17 protein-coding genes and 1 tRNA gene are annotated in these 18,930 nt (G+C 66.9%); 8 read left to right on the top strand and 10 right to left on the bottom strand.

The genetic code is table 11. The features are described from left to right. Positions 1-88: 88 nt before the first annotated feature. The 9 genes from VHD82_RS07670 to dnaA all read right to left on the bottom strand — a co-directional run bounded on the left by VHD82_RS07670 (position 89) and on the right by dnaA (position 11,996). Positions 89-162: transfer RNA gene (locus VHD82_RS07670), tRNA-Ile, on the bottom strand. Positions 163-197: 35 nt separating this feature from the next. After that, positions 198-908 carry a DUF3566 domain-containing protein gene (locus VHD82_RS07665; protein ID WP_325698632.1) on the bottom strand — a complete coding sequence of 237 codons (711 nt, stop codon included), beginning with the start codon at positions 906-908 and terminating at the stop codon, positions 198-200. 10 nt (positions 909-918) lie between these two features. Next, complete coding sequence (gyrA, locus tag VHD82_RS07660; RefSeq protein WP_325698630.1) at positions 919-3,438, bottom strand: DNA gyrase subunit A; 2,520 nt, start codon at positions 3,436-3,438, stop codon at positions 919-921. A gap of 44 nt (positions 3,439-3,482) precedes the next feature. Beyond that, positions 3,483-5,450 (bottom strand): DNA topoisomerase (ATP-hydrolyzing) subunit B, encoded by a 1,968-nt coding sequence (gene gyrB, locus VHD82_RS07655; RefSeq protein ID WP_325698627.1) that lies wholly within the window; start codon positions 5,448-5,450, stop codon positions 3,483-3,485. A gap of 181 nt (positions 5,451-5,631) precedes the next feature. Beyond that, positions 5,632-6,126 carry a DciA family protein gene (locus VHD82_RS07650; RefSeq protein WP_325698814.1) on the bottom strand — a complete coding sequence of 165 codons (495 nt, stop codon included), beginning with the start codon at positions 6,124-6,126 and terminating at the stop codon, positions 5,632-5,634. Between the two features lie 247 nt (positions 6,127-6,373). Then, positions 6,374-7,528: a DNA replication/repair protein RecF gene (recF, locus tag VHD82_RS07645; RefSeq protein ID WP_325698624.1), complete on the bottom strand. Its 1,155-nt coding sequence runs from the start codon at positions 7,526-7,528 to the stop codon at positions 6,374-6,376. 5 nt (positions 7,529-7,533) lie between these two features. Continuing rightward, on the bottom strand, positions 7,534-8,424 hold the full coding sequence (gnd, locus tag VHD82_RS07640) for a phosphogluconate dehydrogenase (NAD(+)-dependent, decarboxylating) (protein WP_325698621.1): 891 nt from the start codon (positions 8,422-8,424) through the stop codon (positions 7,534-7,536). Between the two features lie 35 nt (positions 8,425-8,459). Continuing rightward, positions 8,460-9,593: a DNA polymerase III subunit beta gene (gene dnaN / locus VHD82_RS07635; protein WP_325698618.1), complete on the bottom strand. Its 1,134-nt coding sequence runs from the start codon at positions 9,591-9,593 to the stop codon at positions 8,460-8,462. A 798-nt stretch (positions 9,594-10,391) separates the two neighbouring features. Beyond that, a complete protein-coding gene (gene dnaA / locus VHD82_RS07630; RefSeq protein ID WP_325698614.1) occupies positions 10,392-11,996 on the bottom strand; it encodes a chromosomal replication initiator protein DnaA in 1,605 nt (534 codons plus the stop codon). Between the two features lie 525 nt (positions 11,997-12,521). Between dnaA and rpmH the strand changes: the two genes are divergently transcribed. The 8 genes from rpmH (at position 12,522) to VHD82_RS07590 (ending at position 17,929) form a co-directional block, all read left to right on the top strand. Further along, a complete protein-coding gene (gene rpmH / locus VHD82_RS07625) occupies positions 12,522-12,665 on the top strand; it encodes a 50S ribosomal protein L34 (RefSeq protein WP_325698611.1) in 144 nt (47 codons plus the stop codon). 24 nt (positions 12,666-12,689) lie between these two features. Then, complete coding sequence (gene rnpA, locus VHD82_RS07620; protein ID WP_325698608.1) at positions 12,690-13,106, top strand: ribonuclease P protein component; 417 nt, start codon at positions 12,690-12,692, stop codon at positions 13,104-13,106. Further along, the gene (gene yidD / locus VHD82_RS07615; protein ID WP_325698605.1) at positions 13,103-13,420 is read left to right on the top strand and encodes a membrane protein insertion efficiency factor YidD; all 318 of its coding nucleotides are present in this window, start codon (positions 13,103-13,105) and stop codon (positions 13,418-13,420) included. The genes rnpA and yidD overlap by 4 nt, the downstream gene beginning before the upstream one ends. A 4-nt stretch (positions 13,421-13,424) precedes the next feature. Beyond that, entirely contained in the window at positions 13,425-14,534 is a 1,110-nt protein-coding gene (yidC, locus tag VHD82_RS07610) for a membrane protein insertase YidC (protein ID WP_325698602.1), read from the top strand. A gap of 27 nt (positions 14,535-14,561) precedes the next feature. Then, positions 14,562-15,110, top strand: a complete 549-nt coding sequence (locus tag VHD82_RS07605; protein ID WP_325698811.1) for a protein jag — start codon at positions 14,562-14,564, stop codon at positions 15,108-15,110. Positions 15,111-15,260: 150 nt separating this feature from the next. Then, positions 15,261-15,956 (top strand): 16S rRNA (guanine(527)-N(7))-methyltransferase RsmG, encoded by a 696-nt coding sequence (gene rsmG, locus VHD82_RS07600; protein WP_325698599.1) that lies wholly within the window; start codon positions 15,261-15,263, stop codon positions 15,954-15,956. 75 nt (positions 15,957-16,031) lie between these two features. Further along, positions 16,032-16,934 carry a ParA family protein gene (locus VHD82_RS07595; protein ID WP_325698595.1) on the top strand — a complete coding sequence of 301 codons (903 nt, stop codon included), beginning with the start codon at positions 16,032-16,034 and terminating at the stop codon, positions 16,932-16,934. Beyond that, on the top strand, positions 16,931-17,929 hold the full coding sequence (locus VHD82_RS07590; RefSeq protein ID WP_325698592.1) for a ParB/RepB/Spo0J family partition protein: 999 nt from the start codon (positions 16,931-16,933) through the stop codon (positions 17,927-17,929). Before VHD82_RS07595 ends, VHD82_RS07590 begins: the two co-directional genes overlap by 4 nt. Before the next feature lie 32 nt (positions 17,930-17,961). On the opposite strand, the gene VHD82_RS07585 is transcribed toward VHD82_RS07590, so the two are convergent. After that, positions 17,962-18,912, bottom strand: coding sequence for a D-alanine--D-alanine ligase (locus VHD82_RS07585; protein ID WP_325698589.1), 951 nt, complete (start codon positions 18,910-18,912; stop codon positions 17,962-17,964). Positions 18,913-18,930: the final 18 nt, after the last annotated feature.

The raw sequence follows: 18,930 nt of genomic DNA, 5'->3' as shown, positions 1-18,930 counted from the left end.
ACACGCTCAGCAGGCGCTCCCCTGGTAAGGGCCCGGAATGATCAAAGCCCCGTTCTCCTGATCGGGAGAACGGGGCTTTGATCTGCTGTGGGCCCAGGAGGACTTGAACCTCCGACCTCTTCGTTATCAGCGAAGCGCTCTAACCGCCTGAGCTATGGGCCCGTCTTTGGGAACGAAAGAAGACTACAGGATGCCTTCTACTCCCTTTCAGACAGGGTGACCTCCAGGCCGCCTGCCAAATCGGCGGAAACGTTGTAGATGAACGCGCTCACCGTGGCCAACGCCGAGAGCAGCACGATATTGATCGCACCGAGGATCGCGGCGATGCCGAACACTCGGCCGGCGCTGATCAGCGGGGCGGGGGCATCCCCACCGTCACCGGAAACCAGGGACGAGTACGTGCCGTTCAGCTTGTCCCACACGCCCATACCGTCGAGCACCGTGTACAGCACCCCGACCGCGACGAGCCACACGAAGAACATTGCGACGCCGAGCACGAGCGACAGCTTCAGCACCGACCACGGGTCGAACCGCTTGACCTGCAGGCTCGCCCGGCGTGGACCGCGGCCCGGACGGCGCAGCGCGCTGGGCGCGGAGCGCTGCTTCACGCCGGGACTGGTCACGCTCACCGTCTCCTGCCCCCTCAGCCCCGCCAGTGCGTCGTCGTCTCGCGGCTGCCCGGGGTTGCCGAACAGACCCTGGGCCGCAGTGCCGGTCACCACCGGCTGGTCGGCACCGCCGCCACCGTCCGAGTACAACACATTTTCCGCAGCCTGGCCGCCCGGAAACCACTGTTCGGGTGTGGTCTCCGATTTGCCGTTGGAGGCGTCCTTGCTCAGCCGCTGCCATGGCGGAGTCGCCGCTTCACCGGTGGCTGTCGGCTGTTCCGAGTTTTCGGGGGAGGTCACCAACTAGTCCTTACCCGGCGTTGTCCGCGCCGGTCTCGTCTCCTTCGTTGCCTTCACCATTATCGACGTCCGAGGGCTCGTCCGCGTTGCGTGCCACCGCGAGCAGGGTTGTCCCCTCCCCGAGATTGATCAGCCGCACGCCCTTCGTCTGCCGGCCCGCCTTCCGTACCTGCTCGGCGGCGGTCCGGATGACGCCGCCGCTGGAGGTGATGGCGTAGAGCTCGTCGTCCACGTCGACGATGAGCGCTCCCACCAGCCTGCCACGCTTGCGGTCGTGCTGGATGGTCAGCACACCCTTGCCTCCGCGGCCCTGCACCGGGTAGTCCTCGATGGGCGTCCGCTTCGCATACCCGCCGTCGGTCGCGACCAGCAGGAACTTCTCCGGCTTGACCACGTTCAGCGCGAGCAGCTCGTCCCCGTCGTTGAACCGCATGCCCAGCACCCCCGAGGTGGCGCGGCCCATCGGGCGCAGCGCTTCGTCGGTGGCGTGGAAGCGGATCGACTGCCCTTCCGCCGAAACCAGCAGCAGGTCGTCGTCCGGGCCGGCCAGCACGGCGCCGACCAGTTCGTCACCTTCGCGCAGGTTGACGCCGATCAGGCCGCCGGAGCGGTTGGAGTCGAAGTCACTCAGCTTGGTCTTCTTGACCAGGCCCTTCTGCGTGGCGAGCACCAGGTACGGCGCCACCTCGTAGTTCGGGATCTCGATTACCTGGGCGATCGTCTCATCCGGCTGGAACGCCAGCAGATTCGCGACGTGCTGACCACGTGCGCTGCGGTTCGCCTCAGGGAGCTCGTACGCCTTGGTGCGGTACACCCGGCCCTTGTTGGTGAAGAACAGGATCCAGTCATGCGTGGAGCACACGAAGAAGTGCTGCACGATGTCGTCCTGCTTGAGCTGCGCGCCCTGCACACCCTTGCCGCCGCGCTTCTGCGAGCGGTAAAGATCGGTCTTCGTCCGCTTCGCGTACCCGGTGCGGGTGATGGTGACGACGACGTCCTCGACGGCGATCAGGTCCTCGACCGAGACATCCCCGTCGAAGGGGATGATCTGGGTGCGCCGGTCGTCGCCGTACTTGTCGACGATCTCGGTCAGTTCTTCCTTGATGATCTGCCGCTGCCGCTCCGGCTTCTCCAGGATGTCCTTCAGATCGGCGATCTTGGCCTCGATCTCGGCCAATTCGTCGATGATCTTCTGACGTTCCATCGCGGCGAGGCGCCGCAGCTGCATCTCCAGGATCGCGTTGGCCTGGATCTCGTCGACTTCCAGCAGCTCGATCAGACCGGTGCGCGCGACGTCGACGGTCGCCGACCGGCGGATCAGCGCGATGACCTCGTCGAGCATGTCCAGCGCCTTGACGTACCCACGCAGGATGTGGGCCCGTTCCTCGGCCTTGCGCAACCGGAACCGGGTGCGCCGGACGATGACCTCGATCTGGTGCTTGACATAGTGCTTGACGACCTGGTCCAGCCGTAGCGTCCGCGGCACGCCGTCGACCAGGGCGAGCATGTTGACGCCGAAGTTGTACTGCAGCTGGGTGTGCTTGTAGAGGTTGTTCAGCACGACCTTCGCGACCGCGTCCCGCTTCAGCGTGATCACGATGCGCATGCCGCGGCGGCTGTTCGACTCATCCGCGATGTCCGCGATCCCGGTGAGCTTGCCGTCGCGCACCAGCGCCGCGATGTTCTCCACCAGGTTGTCCGGGTTGACCTGGTACGGCAGCTCGGTGACGACGAGAACGGTGCGCCCCTTGAGGTCTTCATCGACCTCGACCACCGCGCGCATCTTCACCGAACCGCGGCCGGTGCGATACGCGTCTTCGATCCCGGACGTGCCCAGGATCTGGCCCTTGGTCGGGAAGTCCGGCCCCTTGATGCGCAGCAGCAGGGCGGCGAGCAGCTCGTCCTCGCTCGCCTCGGGGTTTTCCAGCGCCCAGATGACGCCTTCGGCGACCTCACGCAGGTTGTGCGGCGGGATGTTGGTCGCCATCCCAACCGCGATCCCGGACGTGCCGTTGACCAGCAGGTTCGGGATCCGCGCCGGCAGTACGTCCGGCTCCTGGGTGCGGCCGTCGTAGTTGTCGGAGAAGTCGACGGTCTCCTCGTCGATCTCCCGCAGCATCTCCATGGCCAGCGGGTCGAGCCGGGACTCGGTGTACCGCATGGCGGCAGCGGGGTCGTTGCCCGGGGAGCCGAAGTTGCCCTGCCCGTCGATCAACGGGTAGCGCAGCGACCACGGCTGGGCCAGCCGGACGAGCGCGTCGTAGATCGCCGAGTCACCGTGCGGGTGGTAGTTGCCCATCACGTCGCCGACGACGCGGGAACACTTGTTGTACCCGCGATCCGGCCGGAAACCCGAGTCGTACATGGAGTACAGCACGCGGCGGTGCACCGGCTTGAGGCCATCGCGCACGTCCGGCAGCGCCCGCGACACGATCACGCTCATCGCGTAGTCGATGTAGGAACGCTGCATCTCGTGCTGGATGTCGACCGGTTCGGTGCGGTCGTGATCCGGCGGCAAGGTTTCCGTCATGGGGTCCTTCTCATGAGAAAGCTGGAGTCAGTGCGCTGGTGCGGCTACACGTCGAGGAAACGAACGTCCTTGGCATTGCGGGTGATGAACGAGCGGCGGGCTTCCACGTCCTCGCCCATCAGCACGCTGAACAGCTCGTCCGCGGCGGCCGCGTCGTCCAGGGTCACCTGGAGCAGCAGCCGGTGCGCCGGGTCCATCGTGGTCTCCCACAGTTCCTCGGCGTTCATCTCGCCGAGACCCTTGTAGCGCTGGATCGCGTCGTCCTTCGGCAGCTTCCGGCCGGCCTCGGCGCCGGCGGCGATCAACCCGTCGCGCTCCTTGTCGGAGTAGGCGTACTCCGGCTCCGCCCGGGGCCACTTGATCTTGTACAGCGGCGGGCACGCGAGATACACGTGGCCGTGCTCGATGAGCTGCGGCATGAAGCGGAACAGCAACGTCAGCAGCAGGGTGCGGATGTGCTGCCCGTCCACGTCGGCGTCGGCCATCAGGACGATCTTGTGGTAGCGCAGTTTCGACAGGTCGAAGTCGTCGTGGATACCGGTGCCCAGCGCGGTGATCAGCGACTGGACCTCGTTGTTCTTGAGCACCCGGTCGATCCGGGCCTTCTCCACGTTGATGATCTTGCCGCGGATCGGCAGGATCGCCTGGAACCGCGACTCCCGACCTTCCTTGGCCGAGCCACCCGCGGAGTCACCCTCCACGATGTAGAGCTCGCACTCCTCGGGGTTGGTGGACTGGCAGTCCTTCAACTTGCCGGGCAGCCCGCCGATGTCCATCGCACCCTTGCGGCGCACCAGATCCCGGGCACGCCGCGCCGCCATCCGCGCCTGCGCGCTGGACACCGACTTGTTGATGATCGTCTTGGCTTCGCTCGGGTTGCGCTCGAACCAGTCGGCCAGCCATTCGTTTGTCTTCGTCTGCACGAACGACTTCGCCTCGCTGTTGCCCAGCTTGGTCTTGGTCTGGCCCTCGAACTGCGGTTCGGCGAGCTTGATCGAGACGATCGCGGCGAGGCCCTCGCGCACGTCCTCACCGGAGAGGTTCTCGTCCTTCTCCTTGAGCAGCTTCTTGTCACGCGCGTACGCGTTGACGACGCGGGTGAGCGCGGCGCGGAAGCCTTCTTCGTGCGTGCCGCCTTCGTGCGTGTTGATCGTGTTCGCGAACGTGTGCACCGAGGGCGTGAAGGAGTTGTTCCACTGCATCGCGACCTCGACCTCGAGGCCGTCGCCCTTGGCGTCGAAGGAGATCACGCTCTGGTGGATCGGGTCCTTGCTGCCGTTGATGTGCTTGACGAAGTCCTCGAGCCCGCCCGGGTAGTGGTAGACCCGCTCCTTGACCCTGGCCTGCCTGCCCTCGACGTCGGTCTCGGTCTCTTCGTCGCTGACCCGCTCGTCTCGCAGCGTGAGCGAGAGGCCCTTGTTCAGGAAGGCCATCTCTTGCAGGCGGCGCGCGACCGTTTCCGCGTTGTACGTGGTGGTCTCGAAGATGTCCGGGTCCGCCCAGAACGTGACGGTGGTACCGGTGTCGTCGGCGGGGCCGACGTCGATGAGTTCGCCGGGCACGGAGTGGTCGTAGTGCTGCTGCCACCGCCGGCCGGCGTAGCGGATGTCGACATCGAGCGCGGTGGACAGCGCGTTCACCACCGAGACGCCCACGCCGTGCAGCCCGCCCGACACCGCGTAGGAGTCGCTGTCGAACTTGCCGCCGGCGTGCAGCATGGTGAGCACGACCTCGACGGTCGGCTTCTTCTCCTTGGGGTGCATGTCCACCGGGATGCCGCGGCCGTCGTCGACGACGCGGACACCGCCGTCGGCCAGCAGGGTCACCTCGACCTTGGTCGCGAATCCCGCCATCGCCTCGTCGACCGAGTTGTCGACGACCTCTTGGATAAGGTGGTGAAGGCCGCGCTCACCGGTCGAGCCGATGTACATACCCGGGCGTTTCCGGACGGCTTCGAGACCCTCGAGCACGGTGATGGAGGACGCGTTGTAGTCACTCTGATTCGCTGCCACAGGCCTGCTTTCTCCTCAGTCTTGCCCAAGGGATCCCCGCTCCCTGTTACATCTTACTTGGCCACGCGCGCTCACATGCGGCAAGGACACCCCTGATTTCGTCACAGGCGCACGAACTCGAACCCAGATGGGTGCCGAGATGGCTCTGCGTCATGCCGGGGCATCACGGCGCATTCAAGTGTCAGCCGTAAGTGTCGCGCGGACCGCGCCCGGGAACGTGCCGCAGCCCCTTCCGCCAGCTCGGTGCGGTGGGCCCGTGAATACGCATCCGCTTGACCACGCCGTGCCCGACGGCCGCGGCGATCTTGGTCAGCAACTGGCCCTGCAGCAGGCGAAGCTGGGTGGCCCACGCCGTCGAGCTGGCACGGACGGTGAGCTCACCGTCCTTGAGTGAGATCGGCTGGGCGTGCTCGGCGACCTCTTCGCCGACGAGTTTCGCCCATTGGCCGAAAACCTGCCCGTCGGCGAGGCGCGCCGCCCAGCCGCGATCAGCGGAAAGCCGGGAGATCAGCCGCCCGAGCGGCTGCGGATCACGGGAGTCGGCGCCGGGCGAGGACCAGCGGCGGCGCCGGGGATTCTGGCCGAAGTCGCTGGGCTTGCCGCGTTTGCGCACACCGGGCTCCACACCCCGCGCTTCCGCCTTGGCCCGAGCGGCCGCCAGCGCCTGACGCGCCAGGTCGCGCCCCGACGCGTTCTCGTTCGGCCCAGCCGGGGAATCACGCTGCGTGCCGGATACAGTCCCCTCGGTGGGGTTAACCCCCGTAGTAGGGGAAGTAGAAGACCCTTTTGACCTCTTGATCACAGGGGGCGATAACTCGCTCACCGTGTTATCCACACTATCCACAGAGTTGTCCCCAGATCGGTGCATAAAATGTGTGGCCCCGGTCACTCCGCGTGCCCGATTTGATCTTGCTGAATCTTCTTCAGGCAAGGTTGACCTCCCCGTTCGAGACCGCGAACCGCGTTCCCGATAGCTCTGCGGGCACGTCCTCGTCCACGGCGGCGGTCACCAGCACCTGTTCGGCACCCGCCGCTACCTCGGCCAACCTGGATCGCCGACGCCGATCCAGCTCCGCGAACACGTCGTCGAGCAGTAGTACCGGCTCCCCGTTCTCGGCCCGCAACAGTTCGTAGGAGCCGAGACGCAGCGCGAGCGCGAAGGACCAGGACTCCCCGTGGCTGGCGTAACCCTTCGCCGGCGCTTCGCCGAGGATGAGCTCCAGCTCATCCCGGTGCGGGCCGACCAGGCTGACCCCACGATCGAGCTCGGCCTGCCGCACCTCGGACAACGACTGCACGAGGATACCCGCCAGTTTGTCCGGATCGGCGCGTTCTCCGTCGGGAATTCCATATCCGGCCGGAAGTGCCGCGCCCAGGCTGGATCGGTACGCGATTTTGGCAGGCCGCGAGTCGGGCGCCACCCCCAGGTACGCGGCGGCGGAGTGCGGCGCGAGGTCCGCGACGAGGTCAAGCCTGGCCGCGAGGAGCTGCCCGCCGACGGTCGCGAGATGGTTGTCCCACACCTCGAGCGTCGAGAGCGCGTACGGATCTTCACGCGCTCCCTTTTTCTTTCCGGCCGTCTTCAGCAACGCGTTGCGCTGGCGCAGCACCCGTTCGTAGTCGGAACGCACGCCGGCCCAGCGGGGCGCGCGAAGCACAAGAAGATCGTCGAGGAACCGGCGTCGCTCGTTGGGATCGCCGCGCACCAGCGCCAGGTCCTCCGGAGAGAACAGCACCGTGCGCAGAATGCCGAGAATGTCACGTGGCTTGCCGACCTGTCCCCGGTTGACGCGCGCGCGATTCGCCTTGCCCGGCGTGATCTCCAGTTCGATGGTCAGCTCGCGGTCGTCGTTGACCACGGCTGCCCGCACCAGCGCACGCTCACAACCGTGCCGGACCAGCGGCGCGTCTGTCGCAACGCGGTGTGAGCCGAGCGTTGCGAGGTAGCCGATGGCTTCGAGCAGGTTGGTCTTCCCCCGCCCGTTGGGACCGACCAGCACGGTCGGCCCAGGTGTCAACGGCAGGTCGACGTGCTCCCACGACCGGAAGTCGGTGACCTGAAGATGACGGAGGTACAAGGTGGCTACTGACCTATTTTCTTGACCGCGTGCCCGCCGAACTGGTTGCGCAGCGCGGCGACCGCACGCATGGCGGCGGAATCCTTCTGCCGTGAGGAGAACCGGGCGAACAACGCGGCCGAGATCACCGGCGCGGGCACGGCATTGTTGATCGCTTCTTCCAAGGTCCACCGGCCTTCACCGGAATCCTCGACGTAACCTTCGAGGTCGTCCAGCTCCGGGTCCTCGTCGAGCGCGCGGACCAGCAGGTCGAGCAGCCAGGAACGGACGACCGTGCCGCGCTGCCAGCCCTTGATCACCGCGGGCACGTCCTTGACGACCTTGGCGGCTTCGAGAAGTTCGAAGCCCTCGGCGTAGGCCTGCATGACGCCGTACTCGATGCCGTTGTGGATCATCTTCGCGTAGTGCCCGGCGCCGACGGATCCCGCGTGCGAGAAGCCCTCTTCGCGCGGACCCTCCGGCCGCAGCGTGTCGAAGATCGGCATGGCGCGCTCGACGTCCTCGGCCGCGCCGCCGACCATCAGGCCGTACCCGTTCTCCTTACCCCACACGCCACCGGAAACTCCGCAGTCGAGGTAACTGATCTTCTTCGCGGCGAGCACCTCGGAGTTGTGCTTGTCATCGGTGAACTTCGAGTTGCCGCCGTCGATCACCAGGTCGCCCGCCGACAGCAGCTCGCCGAGCTCGGCCACGGTCTCCTTGGTCGGTTCGCCGGCCGGGACCATGATCCAGACGATCCGCGGCGCGCTGAGTTTCGACACCAGGTCGGCGAGCGATGAGGAATCGCTCACGGCCTCGTTGCGGTCGTAGCCGACCACCTCGTGCCCGGCGGCGCGCAGCCGCTCCCGCATGTTGAAACCCATCTTGCCCAGACCGACGAGTCCCAGCTGAACCATTTGGAAATCCCCTCTGCTTTCTTTCGCGGCGCCGGTCAGCCGGGTAGACGGACCGGCATCAACAGGTAGAGGTAACCAGGAATGACCTGGCCCTGCTCGTCCGCCGGCTTGATCAAAGCCGGCCGGTTCGGGGTGGTGAAGGTCAGCTCCGCGCGATCGGCGTGCAGTGCCCCGAGACCATCGACGAGATAGCCCGGGTTGAACGCGATCGTCACCGGTTCGCCCTCGTAGTCCACGGGCAGCTCTTCTTCCGCACTGCCCTCGTCGTCACCGCCTGCCGAAAGCCGCAGCGAACCGTCCGCGAACTCCAGCCGGACCTGGGTACCACGCTCGGCGACCAGCGACACGCGCTTGATCGCCTCGGACAGCGGGGCGACCTCGATGACCGCGCGGGAGGTGTGCTGCGCGGGCAGCAGCTGCCGGTACGGCGGGAACTCCGCGTCGAGCAGCCGGGTGGTGGTGTAGCGACCGGAGCCGGAAAGCCCGAGTAGACCTTCGCCGCTGGCGAGGCCGACCGAAACGGTGGCGCCGCTCGCGCCGAGCGACTTCGCCGCTTCGGCGAGCGTGCGCGCCGGGACGAGCACGGCGGCGTCGGCGAGACCTTCGGCCGGCTGCCACGCGAACTCGCGCATCGCCAGCCGGAACCGGTCGGTCGCGACGAGGGTCAGCGAGTTGCCGGAGATCTCCAGCCGCATGCCGGTGAGCATCGGCAGCGTGTCGTCCTTGCCCGCGGCGACGGCGACCTGGGTGACCGCCTGGCCGAACGCGTCACCGGTGACCTCACCGGCGAGCGCGGGCTGGGCCGGCAGCGCCGGGTAGTCCTCGACCGGCATCGTCGGGAGGCTGAACCGGGCGTTGCCACAGGTGATGGACGCGCGGGATCCGTCGACGAAGATCTCGACGGGCTGGGCGGGCAGTGACTTGGTGATGTCGGCGAGCAACCGGCCGGACACCAGGAGCCGCCCGCCGTCGGCGATCGTCGCGGGGACGCCGACCGTGGCCGACACCTCGTAGTCGAAGCCGGAGACGGTCAGTGCGTCGGTCGTGCCGTCCGACCCGGCGTCGAGGAGCACACCACCCAGCACCGGAACCGGCGGCCGGGACGGCAGGCTGCGTGCCACCCAGGCGACGGCGTCAGCCAGCCCATCACGCTCGACGCGGATCTTCATGCGCCCATCCTTTCGACTGCCGAGCCGCCCCTGGGCCCGAGAAGATCGACAAACGGCCCTGGACGGCGCGGTGCGCAGCGCGGTTGCCAGGGGATCTCGTTGGTGGTGTGGCCCGATGCCGGTGTCGCCAGCGGCGTGCGGGCTTGGGTGTGGATACCCACGTTAGAACGTGACCGCTCCCGCCGTCATCCGGGGCAGGCCATCGACAAGTCGACAAGACCACCTGGTCTCGCCGCTTGTCCCCAGATCCACAGCCCCCTGTTTTTGCTTTAGAAGATTTTCTTGAGAAGAACAAAGGCAGTGACAGTAATAGGGGCTGTGGGTTGTGTGGATAGCGCTCGTTGCCGCAGGTCCGACGGCGCGTCCGGCTGTGGACATCTGGGGAGTGATCCCCGTGGACAAAATCGGCCGTCGGTGGACAACTTCCGGCTCCCCACAGTTCATCCACATCCATCCACAGTTGTCCACACAGTCTTCCCCAGGTGTGGGCCGAGTTGTACCCACGGTCGCGGACTGACGTGGGGACCTTGTACTTCACTCCTGTGAGCGACGGTGATCGTCTTTCGATGCCGTGTCGTTATTGGGATCACCGCCGTCGTGGCGCACTTCCTTGGCCTGCAACGGATTGACGCGCACAGACGCGGAAAGTCGCGCCGGAACAAAGGGATTCAGGGGCGCGTTCGGGCGCGCCGCAGCGCGCCACCTGCGAGCAGGGTTGAATTCCGTTGCCGGACAAGCGGTTCAGGACGCGCTCAGGACAGATCTGTCCCTAGTGGAGAGAAGGAGAGCGGCTGGCTACTACTGGCGGGCGCGCTGCTTGATGCGGAAGGTCAGTTCCTGGACCTGGTCGTAGATCCGGCGGCGCTCGGCCATTTCCTTTCGGATCTTCTTGTCCGCGTGCATCACCGTGGTGTGGTCGCGGCCGCCGAACGTCTGCCCGATTTTCGGCAGCGACATGTCGGTGAGTTCGCGGCACAGATACATGGCTATCTGGCGGGCGGTGGCGAGTGCCTTCGTTTTACCGGGTCCGCACAGGTCGTCGATCGTCACGTCGAAGAACTCGGCCGTTGTCGCCATGATCGTCGGCGCGCTGATTTCCGGCGCCTGCGAATCCGGGATCAGATCCCGCAGCACGATCTCCGCCAGCCCGACATCCACCGGCTGCTGGTTCAGCGAAGCGAACGCGGTGACGCGGATGAGCGCGCCCTCGAGCTCACGGATGTTCGCCTCGACCCGCGACGCGATGAACTCCAGCACCTCACCCGGCACCGCGAGCCTGTCCTGCGCGGCCTTCTTGCGGAGGATCGCGATCCGGGTCTCCAGCTCGGGCGGCTGGATGTCGGTGATCAGTCCCCACTCGAACCGCGTGCGCAGCCGGTCCTCCAGGGTTTCCAGCCGCTTGGGTGGCCGGTCCGAGGACACCACGATCTGCTTGTTCGCGTTGTGCAGCGTGTTGAAGGTATGGAAGAACTCCTCCTGAGTTCCTTCCTTGCCCTCCAGGAACTGGATGTCGTCGACGAGCAGGATGTCGATGTCGCGGTAGCGGCGCTGGAACGCCACCTTGCGGTCGTCGCGCAGTGAGTTGATGAAGTCGTTGGTGAACTCTTCGGTCGACACGTACCGCACGCGCATGCCGGGGAACAGCCGCTGGGCGTAATGCCCGACGGCGTGCAGCAGGTGGGTCTTGCCCAGCCCGGATTCGCCCCAGATGAACAGCGGGTTGTACGCGCGCGAAGGCGCTTCGGCGACGGCGAACGCGGCCGCGTGCGCGAACCGATTGGACGCACCGATGACGAAAGTGTCGAACGTGTACTTCTCGTTCAGGCGGGTCTTCGACGTCTGCGGCTGGGCCGGCGCGGTGTAGGGCTGGCCCGCCATCGGCTGGCCGGAGAACATCGGCCAGATCTCGTGCGCGGCCGCGAGGGCGTCGCCCTCTTCGTCCACTTCTTCTTCCGCGTCGTCCTCCGGGACCGGAGGCTTGACCGGCTCGGCCTGGACCCGGGAGCGCCGCAGCGGCGGCAGTAGTCCGTCGTCCAGCGGCGGCATCGTGCGGGACGGGCTTTCCGGTGCGCTTCCGTTTTCCACTCGCGCGGGTGACGGGGCGTACTGCGGCGCGGGAACCGGCGGGGCTGGAGCGACCTCCGCGCTGTCGACCTTCACCGCCAGCGAGACGGGACGGCCGAGGCGGCGGGACAGAGCGTGGGTGATCGGTTCGCGCAGCGCGCGCTCGATGGCTTCCTTCGCGAAGTCACTCGGCGCGGCGAGCAGTGCGGTTCCGTCGAGCAGACCGATGGGGCGGGTGACCCTCATCCACGCGCGTTGTTGCGGAGAGAGCGTGCCGTCGGAAAGTTCGCGGACGACCTGCTCCCAGACGACCCCCAGATTGATCTGGTGCTCGGACACCGACTCCGCTCCCCTCCCCTCGTCGCGTTGGACGACACCTTGAAAATCACCCTGCGGGCCGCCTGCTCACCACATGGAGCGGCGTTTCCCTACCCCAGTGGTCACCGCGCGCAGCGGGCATCCACAGAGTTGTCCACAACTGTGCACTAATGTACGGGCCCCCGCAGTGCCTCCACCTGCGGGTGCAACCTACGCCAGCCGAAGCCTCCACACCTTCCGACCATGGCGCCGAGCCCCTCGAACGGGTGACTCAAGAGGAGACACGCTAACAAGCTCGGAGCTGTCCCACAAGATGCCTGTCGTAGAAGGATTCCATGCTCTACTGGGTGTCGCCAGTCGGTCCTTCCGCGTACTCGACCGGGGCCGGTTGCCGGACCCCGGTGGCGGGGCCGTACCCTCGTAAGGTCTCCCGCTTGCGACGGGCACATTTGTGTGTCCACGTTCGCTGACCGCGCGGGCAGACACCCAGACCTGACGGTGGAACACCGAAGCCACCGGTATGTCGAGACCAGGAGAAGCAGAGTCGTGAGCAAGGGTAAGCGCACTTTCCAGCCGAACAACCGCCGACGCGCCCGGACGCACGGATTCCGGCTGCGCATGCGCACCCGTGCCGGCCGGTCGATTTTGGCGGCCCGTCGTCGCAAGGGCCGCGAGAAGCTGTCCGCCTGATCGCGCCTGAACCCAGGCGCGCCCATGCTGCCCGCTGCCGCACGCTTGCGGCGAAGTGAGGACTTCCGCGAAGTCATGCGCCGGGGGTCTCGCGCAGGGCGGCGGCGCCTTGTGGTCCATGCGTTGCAGGCTCCGGACCCGCCCGCCGGTGCCGACCCAGTCGAGGTCGGCCCGCGGGCGGGTTTTGTGGTGAGCAAGGCCGTCGGTAATTCCGTGGTGCGCCACCGCGTGAGCCGGCGGCTGCGTCATCTCGTGGCCGGGCACCTCGGAACCGTTCCGCCCGGCAGCTCGTTGGTGGTTAGGGCCCTACCTCCGGCGGCGACCGCGTCCAGCGCCGAATTGGGCGCGGATCTCGACTCCGCACTGTGCAAACTGGGCCTGATCCCGGACCGGCGAACGGCCGGCCCGGCCGAGCACGATCATGATGGGTCAGCGGTGTGAACGAACCCACGACCGCGATCGACGACGGACCCCGCGAGGCAGCCAGGCCGGGTCCGGTCGCCTGGCTGTTGCTGCTCCCGCTCCGTTTCTATCGCAAGTGCATTTCCCCCTTCCTCCCGCCGAGCTGCCGGTTCTATCCGAGCTGCAGCACTTACGCGGTCGAGGCCTTGACCCGGTTCGGCGCCGCCCGAGGTTCCTATCTCGCGGCGCGCCGGCTGTTGCGGTGCGGTCCGTGGAGCATGCCCGGCCGCGACCCGGTGCCCGAGAAGTTCTCCTGGCGCCACACCAGACCTGGTTTGTCAATCGAGGAGTAGCTCAGTGCTCGAGTTCATCTACTACCCCGTGTCCTTCATCCTCTGGTGTTGGCACAAAGTCTTCGGCTTCGTCTTCGGGGAGAACAACGCGATCGCCTGGATCCTGGCGATCATGTTCCTGACCTTCACGATCCGCGGCATCATGTTCAAGCCGTTCGTGAAGCAGGTCCGGTCGATGAAGAAGATGCAGGAGTTCGCGCCGGAACTGAAGAAGGTCCAGAAGAAGTACGCGAACGACAAGCAGCGCCAGGCGCAGGAGATGCAGAAGCTCCAGCGCGAGCACGGGGTCAACCCGCTGGGCAGCTGCCTGCCGATGATCCTGCAGATCCCGGCGTTCATCGGTCTGAACTGGGTGTTGCGTGCGTTCAGCTACAACCCGCACCCGGGGCAGCCGAAAACCGAGAACTACTTCTTCAACGCGCAGGGCGTGGAGTCCTACCTCAACGCGCGGATCTTCGGTGTCAACCTGGGAGACGCGATCCACCACACCGCGACGCTCGGCGGTATCGCCGACAGCGGGTGGAACTGGAACGTGGCCCCGGTGGCCGTCCCACTGATGATCCTGGCGAGCATCCTGACTCACCTCACGGCGCGGCACTCGGCGGCCCGTCAGGCCGCGACGGCGACCGAGGTCAACTCGCAGGCCGCGATCATGCAGAAGCTGACGATGTACATCTTCCCGCTCGGTGTGCTCGTCTTCGGTGCCTTCTTCCCGATCGGTCTGCTCATCTACTGGCTGGCGAACAACAGCTGGACCCTGATGCAGCAGCGGCTCGTCTACACCCGGATCGACAAGGAAGAGGCGGCCAAGAAGGCGGAGGCCAAGGAGAAGCGCGACTCGCTCGCTCCGAAGCCGGGTGCGAAGCCGAAGCCGGGTGCGAAGCCCGTGCAGCAGACCAAGACGAACACCAACACCGACGAAGACACGTCCACTGACAACGGTCAGCAGCCGGGCGGTCAGCAGTCGAATGGTAAGCGGAGCTCGAAGGCAGGCTCCCCGCACCGGTTCGCCCAGCAGGGGCAGCGTTCGCAGGGTGCGAGCGGACAGCGCAAGAAACCGGCACAGGGTGGCAAGAACTCAGGACAGAAAGGCTCGGGGCAGAAGCGTCGCTGACGCCGGCCCCGGGAGAGGAGACGAATGATGTCGGAGACGGTCGAGGCGATCGACACCGAGTCGGAGAAGGCCATCGACGAGACCGAGGAGAACGCGCCCACGGGTGCCGAACTGCTCGTGCGGGAAGGCGATATCGCCGGGGACTACTTGGAGCGTCTGCTGGACCTGCTCGATTACGACGGTGACATCGACCTGGACGTGGAAGCGGGCCGGGCGATCGTGAGCATCGACGGGGGTGACGATCTGGAGAAGCTGGTCGGCAGCCGCGGTCAGGTGCTCGAGTCGCTGCAGGAACTGACCCGGCTCGCGGTCCAGCAGGAGACCGGCACGCGTAGCAGGCTGATGCTGGACATCGCGGGCTGGCGCGCGGGTCGCCGGGAGGAGCTTCGCGAGCTCGGCAAGTCGACAGCGGAGACCGTCGTGTCGACCGGGGAGAGGGTGCGGCTGCAGCCGATGAGCCCGTTCGAGCGGAAGGTCGTGCACGACGCGGTGGCCGCGGTCGACGGCGTGCACAGCGAGAGCGAGGGCGAGGAGCCCAAGCGTCGCGTGGTCGTCATCCCGGACAGTGAGGACTGAGAAGCCAGGAACCAGGAGCGGCCCGCCGGACATCCGGCGGGCCGCTTTTTTCATGCCCAGTTTCACGTGAAACCGAGCCGCTGCCGGATGGCGGTGTTGGCGTCAGGGACAATCGGACGGACAGTGGTTTCACGTGAAACGGAGTGACGAGTGGCGCCGGTACCAGAGGCAGCAGCCCGCGTGTTCGGAGACGGACTGGAGGGCGCCGAGCGGTTCGCCGCTCTCCTGGAACGGCACGGGGTCGAGCGTGGACTCATCGGGCCGCGCGAAGTGGACCGGCTCTGGGATCGGCATCTGCTGAACTCCGCGGTCATCGCGGAACGCATCCCGCACAGCGCGCGCGTGGTGGACGTCGGCTCGGGCGCCGGCCTGCCCGGCGTACCGCTCGCGATCGCTCGCCCGGATCTGCACATCACGCTTGTCGAACCCATGGCGCGTCGTGTCGACTGGCTCGACGGGGTGATCGAGGAACTCGACTTGGACGTCACGGTGTTGCGCGGCCGGGCCGAGGAGCGGGCCATCCGGGCGGAAGTGGGCACAGTCGACGTGGTCACGGCGCGCGCGGTGGCGCCTCTGGCGAAATTGGCGGGCTGGTGTCTTCCGCTTCTCCGTGAAGGTGGCATGATGCTTGCATTGAAGGGGGCCAGCGCGCGGGACGAAGTCGCGCGCGATACGTCCGCTGTCGCCAAGGTTGGCGGTGGCGTGCCCACGGTCTCCGAGTGTGGGGTCGACCTTCTGGAGACTCCCACGACCGTTGTGATTGTCGAGCGAATCCGCCCGCAGGCATCGGCTCAGCCAAAACGGCGACGCAGTGCTGTCGGTAGCCGGTCGAAGCGAGCGGGATGAAAAGATGGCCATGTTCCACGTGAAACCGTGCGATTTGCGCGGTGGAGTGTCGATACCAGAGAGGTGACTCGGCCGGTGACCCCGCCTTCGTCAGACTGGACCCCGATCGCCGAAGAGGCGGAGAACGCGGCGCGCGTTCTTCACCCCGAATCCAACATGCTCCCCAAGCCCGACCACCGTCGAGTGCTGACCGTCGCCAACCAGAAGGGCGGCGTCGGCAAGACGACCAGCGCGGTGAACCTCGCCGCGGCCCTCGCCGTGCACGGACTCAAGACGCTGGTGATCGACCTCGACCCGCAGGGCAACGCCAGTACCGCGCTCAACGTGGAACACCGATCGGGCACCCCGTCGGTCTACGAGGTCCTCCTCGGTGAGGTGTCGCTGGCAGAGGCGACGGCCGTGTCCGAGCAGTCGCCGAATCTGCTGTGCGTGCCAGCCACGATCGACCTCGCCGGTGCCGAGATCGAGCTTGTGGAGATGGCCAACCGTGAGTCGCGGCTCAAGGAGGCGCTCTCCGCCGAGGCGATCGACGAGACCGGCGTCGACTACGTTTTCATCGACTGCCCGCCCTCGCTCGGCCTGCTCACGGTGAACGCGATGGTCGCGGCCCGCGAGGTGCTGATCCCGATCCAGTGCGAGTACTACGCGCTGGAAGGTCTGGGGCAGCTGCTGAGCAACATCGACCTCGTGCAGAAGCACCTCAATCCGAGCCTGGCGGTCTCCACGATCCTGCTCACCATGTACGACGGCCGGACCAAACTGGCCGATCAGGTGACCGCCGAGGTGCGTAGCCACTTCGGCGACGTCGTGTTGAAGACCGTCATCCCCCGCAACGTGAAGGTCTCCGAGGCGCCCAGTTACGGCCAGACCGTGCTGGCGTACGACCCCGGGTCGCGCGGCGCGATGAGTTACATGGACGCCGCGAAAGAGATCGCCGAACGTGGCAGCACCAATGGATCGAGGAGCGGAACACTATGACCGAACGCAGAGGAGGGCTCGGCCGCGGATTGGCGGCGCTGATCCCCACCGGACCGGCAGCCGCCGAGGGCGCGACCGTAGAGGTCCGCACCGAGCCATCCTCGCGTAACGGCGACCACGCCACTGCGCCCGACAACGCCACGCCGATTCCGGCCGGCGAGGTCGCCGGGGCGGTCTATCGCGAGGTCCCGATCGGCGCGATCAAGCCGAACCCGAAGCAGCCGCGCCAGGTCTTCGACGAGGAAGCGCTCGCCGAGCTCGAGCATTCGATCCGCGAGTTCGGCCTCATGCAGCCGATCGTGGTGCGTGAACTGCCGAACGACGAGTACGAGCTCGTTATGGGCGAGCGCCGGCTGCGCGCCTCGCAGCAGGCCGAGCTGGAGAAGATCCCGGCGATCGTCCGGCAGACCGCCGATGAGGCGATGCTCCGCGACGCTTTGCTGGAGAATATCCACCGCGTGCAGCTGAACCCCCTCGAAGAGGCGGCGGCCTACCAGCAGCTGCTCGACGAGTTCGAGGTGACGCACGAGGAGCTCGCCGGCCGGATCGGCCGGAGCCGTCCGGTCATCACGAACACCATCCGACTGCTGAAGCTCCCCCTTCCCGTGCAGCGGCGGGTCGCCGCCGGGGTGCTTTCCGCCGGGCACGCCCGCGCGTTGCTGTCGCTGGAGGACGCCGAGTCCCAGGAGGACCTGGCGACCCGGATCGTCGCCGAGGGCCTGTCGGTCCGCGCGACCGAGGAAGCCGTGACGCTCAAGAAGAGCGAGGCGCCGGCCAAGCCGAAACCCCAGCCGCGCAAGGCGATGCAGGCGCCCGGTCTCCAGGAACTGGCCACTCGCCTGTCGGACACGTTCGACACCCGGGTGAAGGTCGACCTCGGCCGGCGGAAGGGCCGAATCGTCGTCGAGTTCGGCTCGGTCGACGATCTCGAGCGAATCGTGGCGCTCATGACGCCGGAAGCGACAAATCGGACAGCTCGAACCGATGAAGGATGACCCTAGGTCATTTCGTCACGGTGATGATTTGATCAAGCGGTGCGGGAGATCGCCCGGCTGACCAGATCGGCGAAAACCTCGCCGAGGGAGGCCCCCGAGGTCTCGATCGCCATCGGCACGGTGGAGGTCTCGGTCAGTCCGGGCGACGAGTTCACTTCGAGGAACTGAACCGTGCCGTCGGCGTCGACGATCGCGTCGGTGCGCGAGATGTCGCGCAGACCGAGCAGCCGGTGCGCGCCCACGGCCAACTCGCCCACCGCCTTGGCGGCCGCTTCGGAAATCCGAGCGGGCGCGAAGAAATCCGTGAGCCCTGCGGTGTAGCGCGCGGTGTAGTCGTAGACCCCGCTCTCGGGCACGATCTCCACGGCGGGCAGCGCCTGCGGTCCCTCGTCGCGCTCGACGACCGCGACGGCGACCTCCACGCCCTCCACGAGGCGCTCGGCCAGCACGGTGTCGCCATAGGCGAAGCAGCCCACCATCGCGGCCGGCAGCTCAGCGGCATCCCGGACGACCTGGGTGCCCAGCGCGGAGCCGCCCTGGTCCGGCTTGAGGATCAAGGGCAGGCCGAGGTGTTCCACGATCGCGTCCAGCACCGCCTGTGCGCCCAGCTCGCGGAACGTGCTGTGCGGCAGCACCACCCAGTCCGGGGTCGCGAAGCCGGCCTGTGCCAGCAGCGCCTTGGCCGTCGGCTTGTCCCACGCGCGGCGGCAGCCCTGCGAGCTGGTGCCGACGTACGGCACCTTCAGCATCTCCAGGACGGTCTGCACCGAGCCGTTCTCGCCCTGGCCACCGTGCAGCGCGACCACCGCCGCGTCGGGCCGCTCAGCCCGCAGCCGATCGAGCAGACCGCCGTCGGTGTCCCACTCCTCGACCGTCAGGCCCTGCGCACGCAGCGCGGCGGACAGCCGTCGACCGGAACGCAGGGAAACGTCGCGCTCATGCGAAAGCCCGCCTGCGAGAACTGCCACGGTGGGCACAACCACGCCGTACTCCCCTTGAAT

This window comes from Amycolatopsis sp., from assembly GCF_035546795.1.
GTDB lineage: Bacteria > Actinomycetota > Actinomycetes > Mycobacteriales > Pseudonocardiaceae > Amycolatopsis_E.
Note: the sequence above shows the minus strand (reverse complement) of the source record. Positions and strands in the feature narration are given on the sequence as shown.

Bases quoted from the DNA above. Each gene is read 5' to 3' on its own strand.
- gyrA (WP_325698630.1), bottom strand. From the start codon at position 3,438: ATGACGGAAACCTTGCCGCCGGATCACGACCGCACCGAACCGGTCGAC.
- gnd (WP_325698621.1), bottom strand. From the start codon at position 8,424: ATGGTTCAGCTGGGACTCGTCGGTCTGGGCAAGATGGGTTTCAACATG.
- dnaN (WP_325698618.1), bottom strand. From the start codon at position 9,593: ATGAAGATCCGCGTCGAGCGTGATGGGCTGGCTGACGCCGTCGCCTGG.
- rnpA (WP_325698608.1), top strand. From the start codon at position 12,690: ATGCTGCCCGCTGCCGCACGCTTGCGGCGAAGTGAGGACTTCCGCGAA.
- VHD82_RS07605 (WP_325698811.1), top strand. From the start codon at position 14,562: ATGTCGGAGACGGTCGAGGCGATCGACACCGAGTCGGAGAAGGCCATC.
- VHD82_RS07590 (WP_325698592.1), top strand. From the start codon at position 16,931: ATGACCGAACGCAGAGGAGGGCTCGGCCGCGGATTGGCGGCGCTGATC.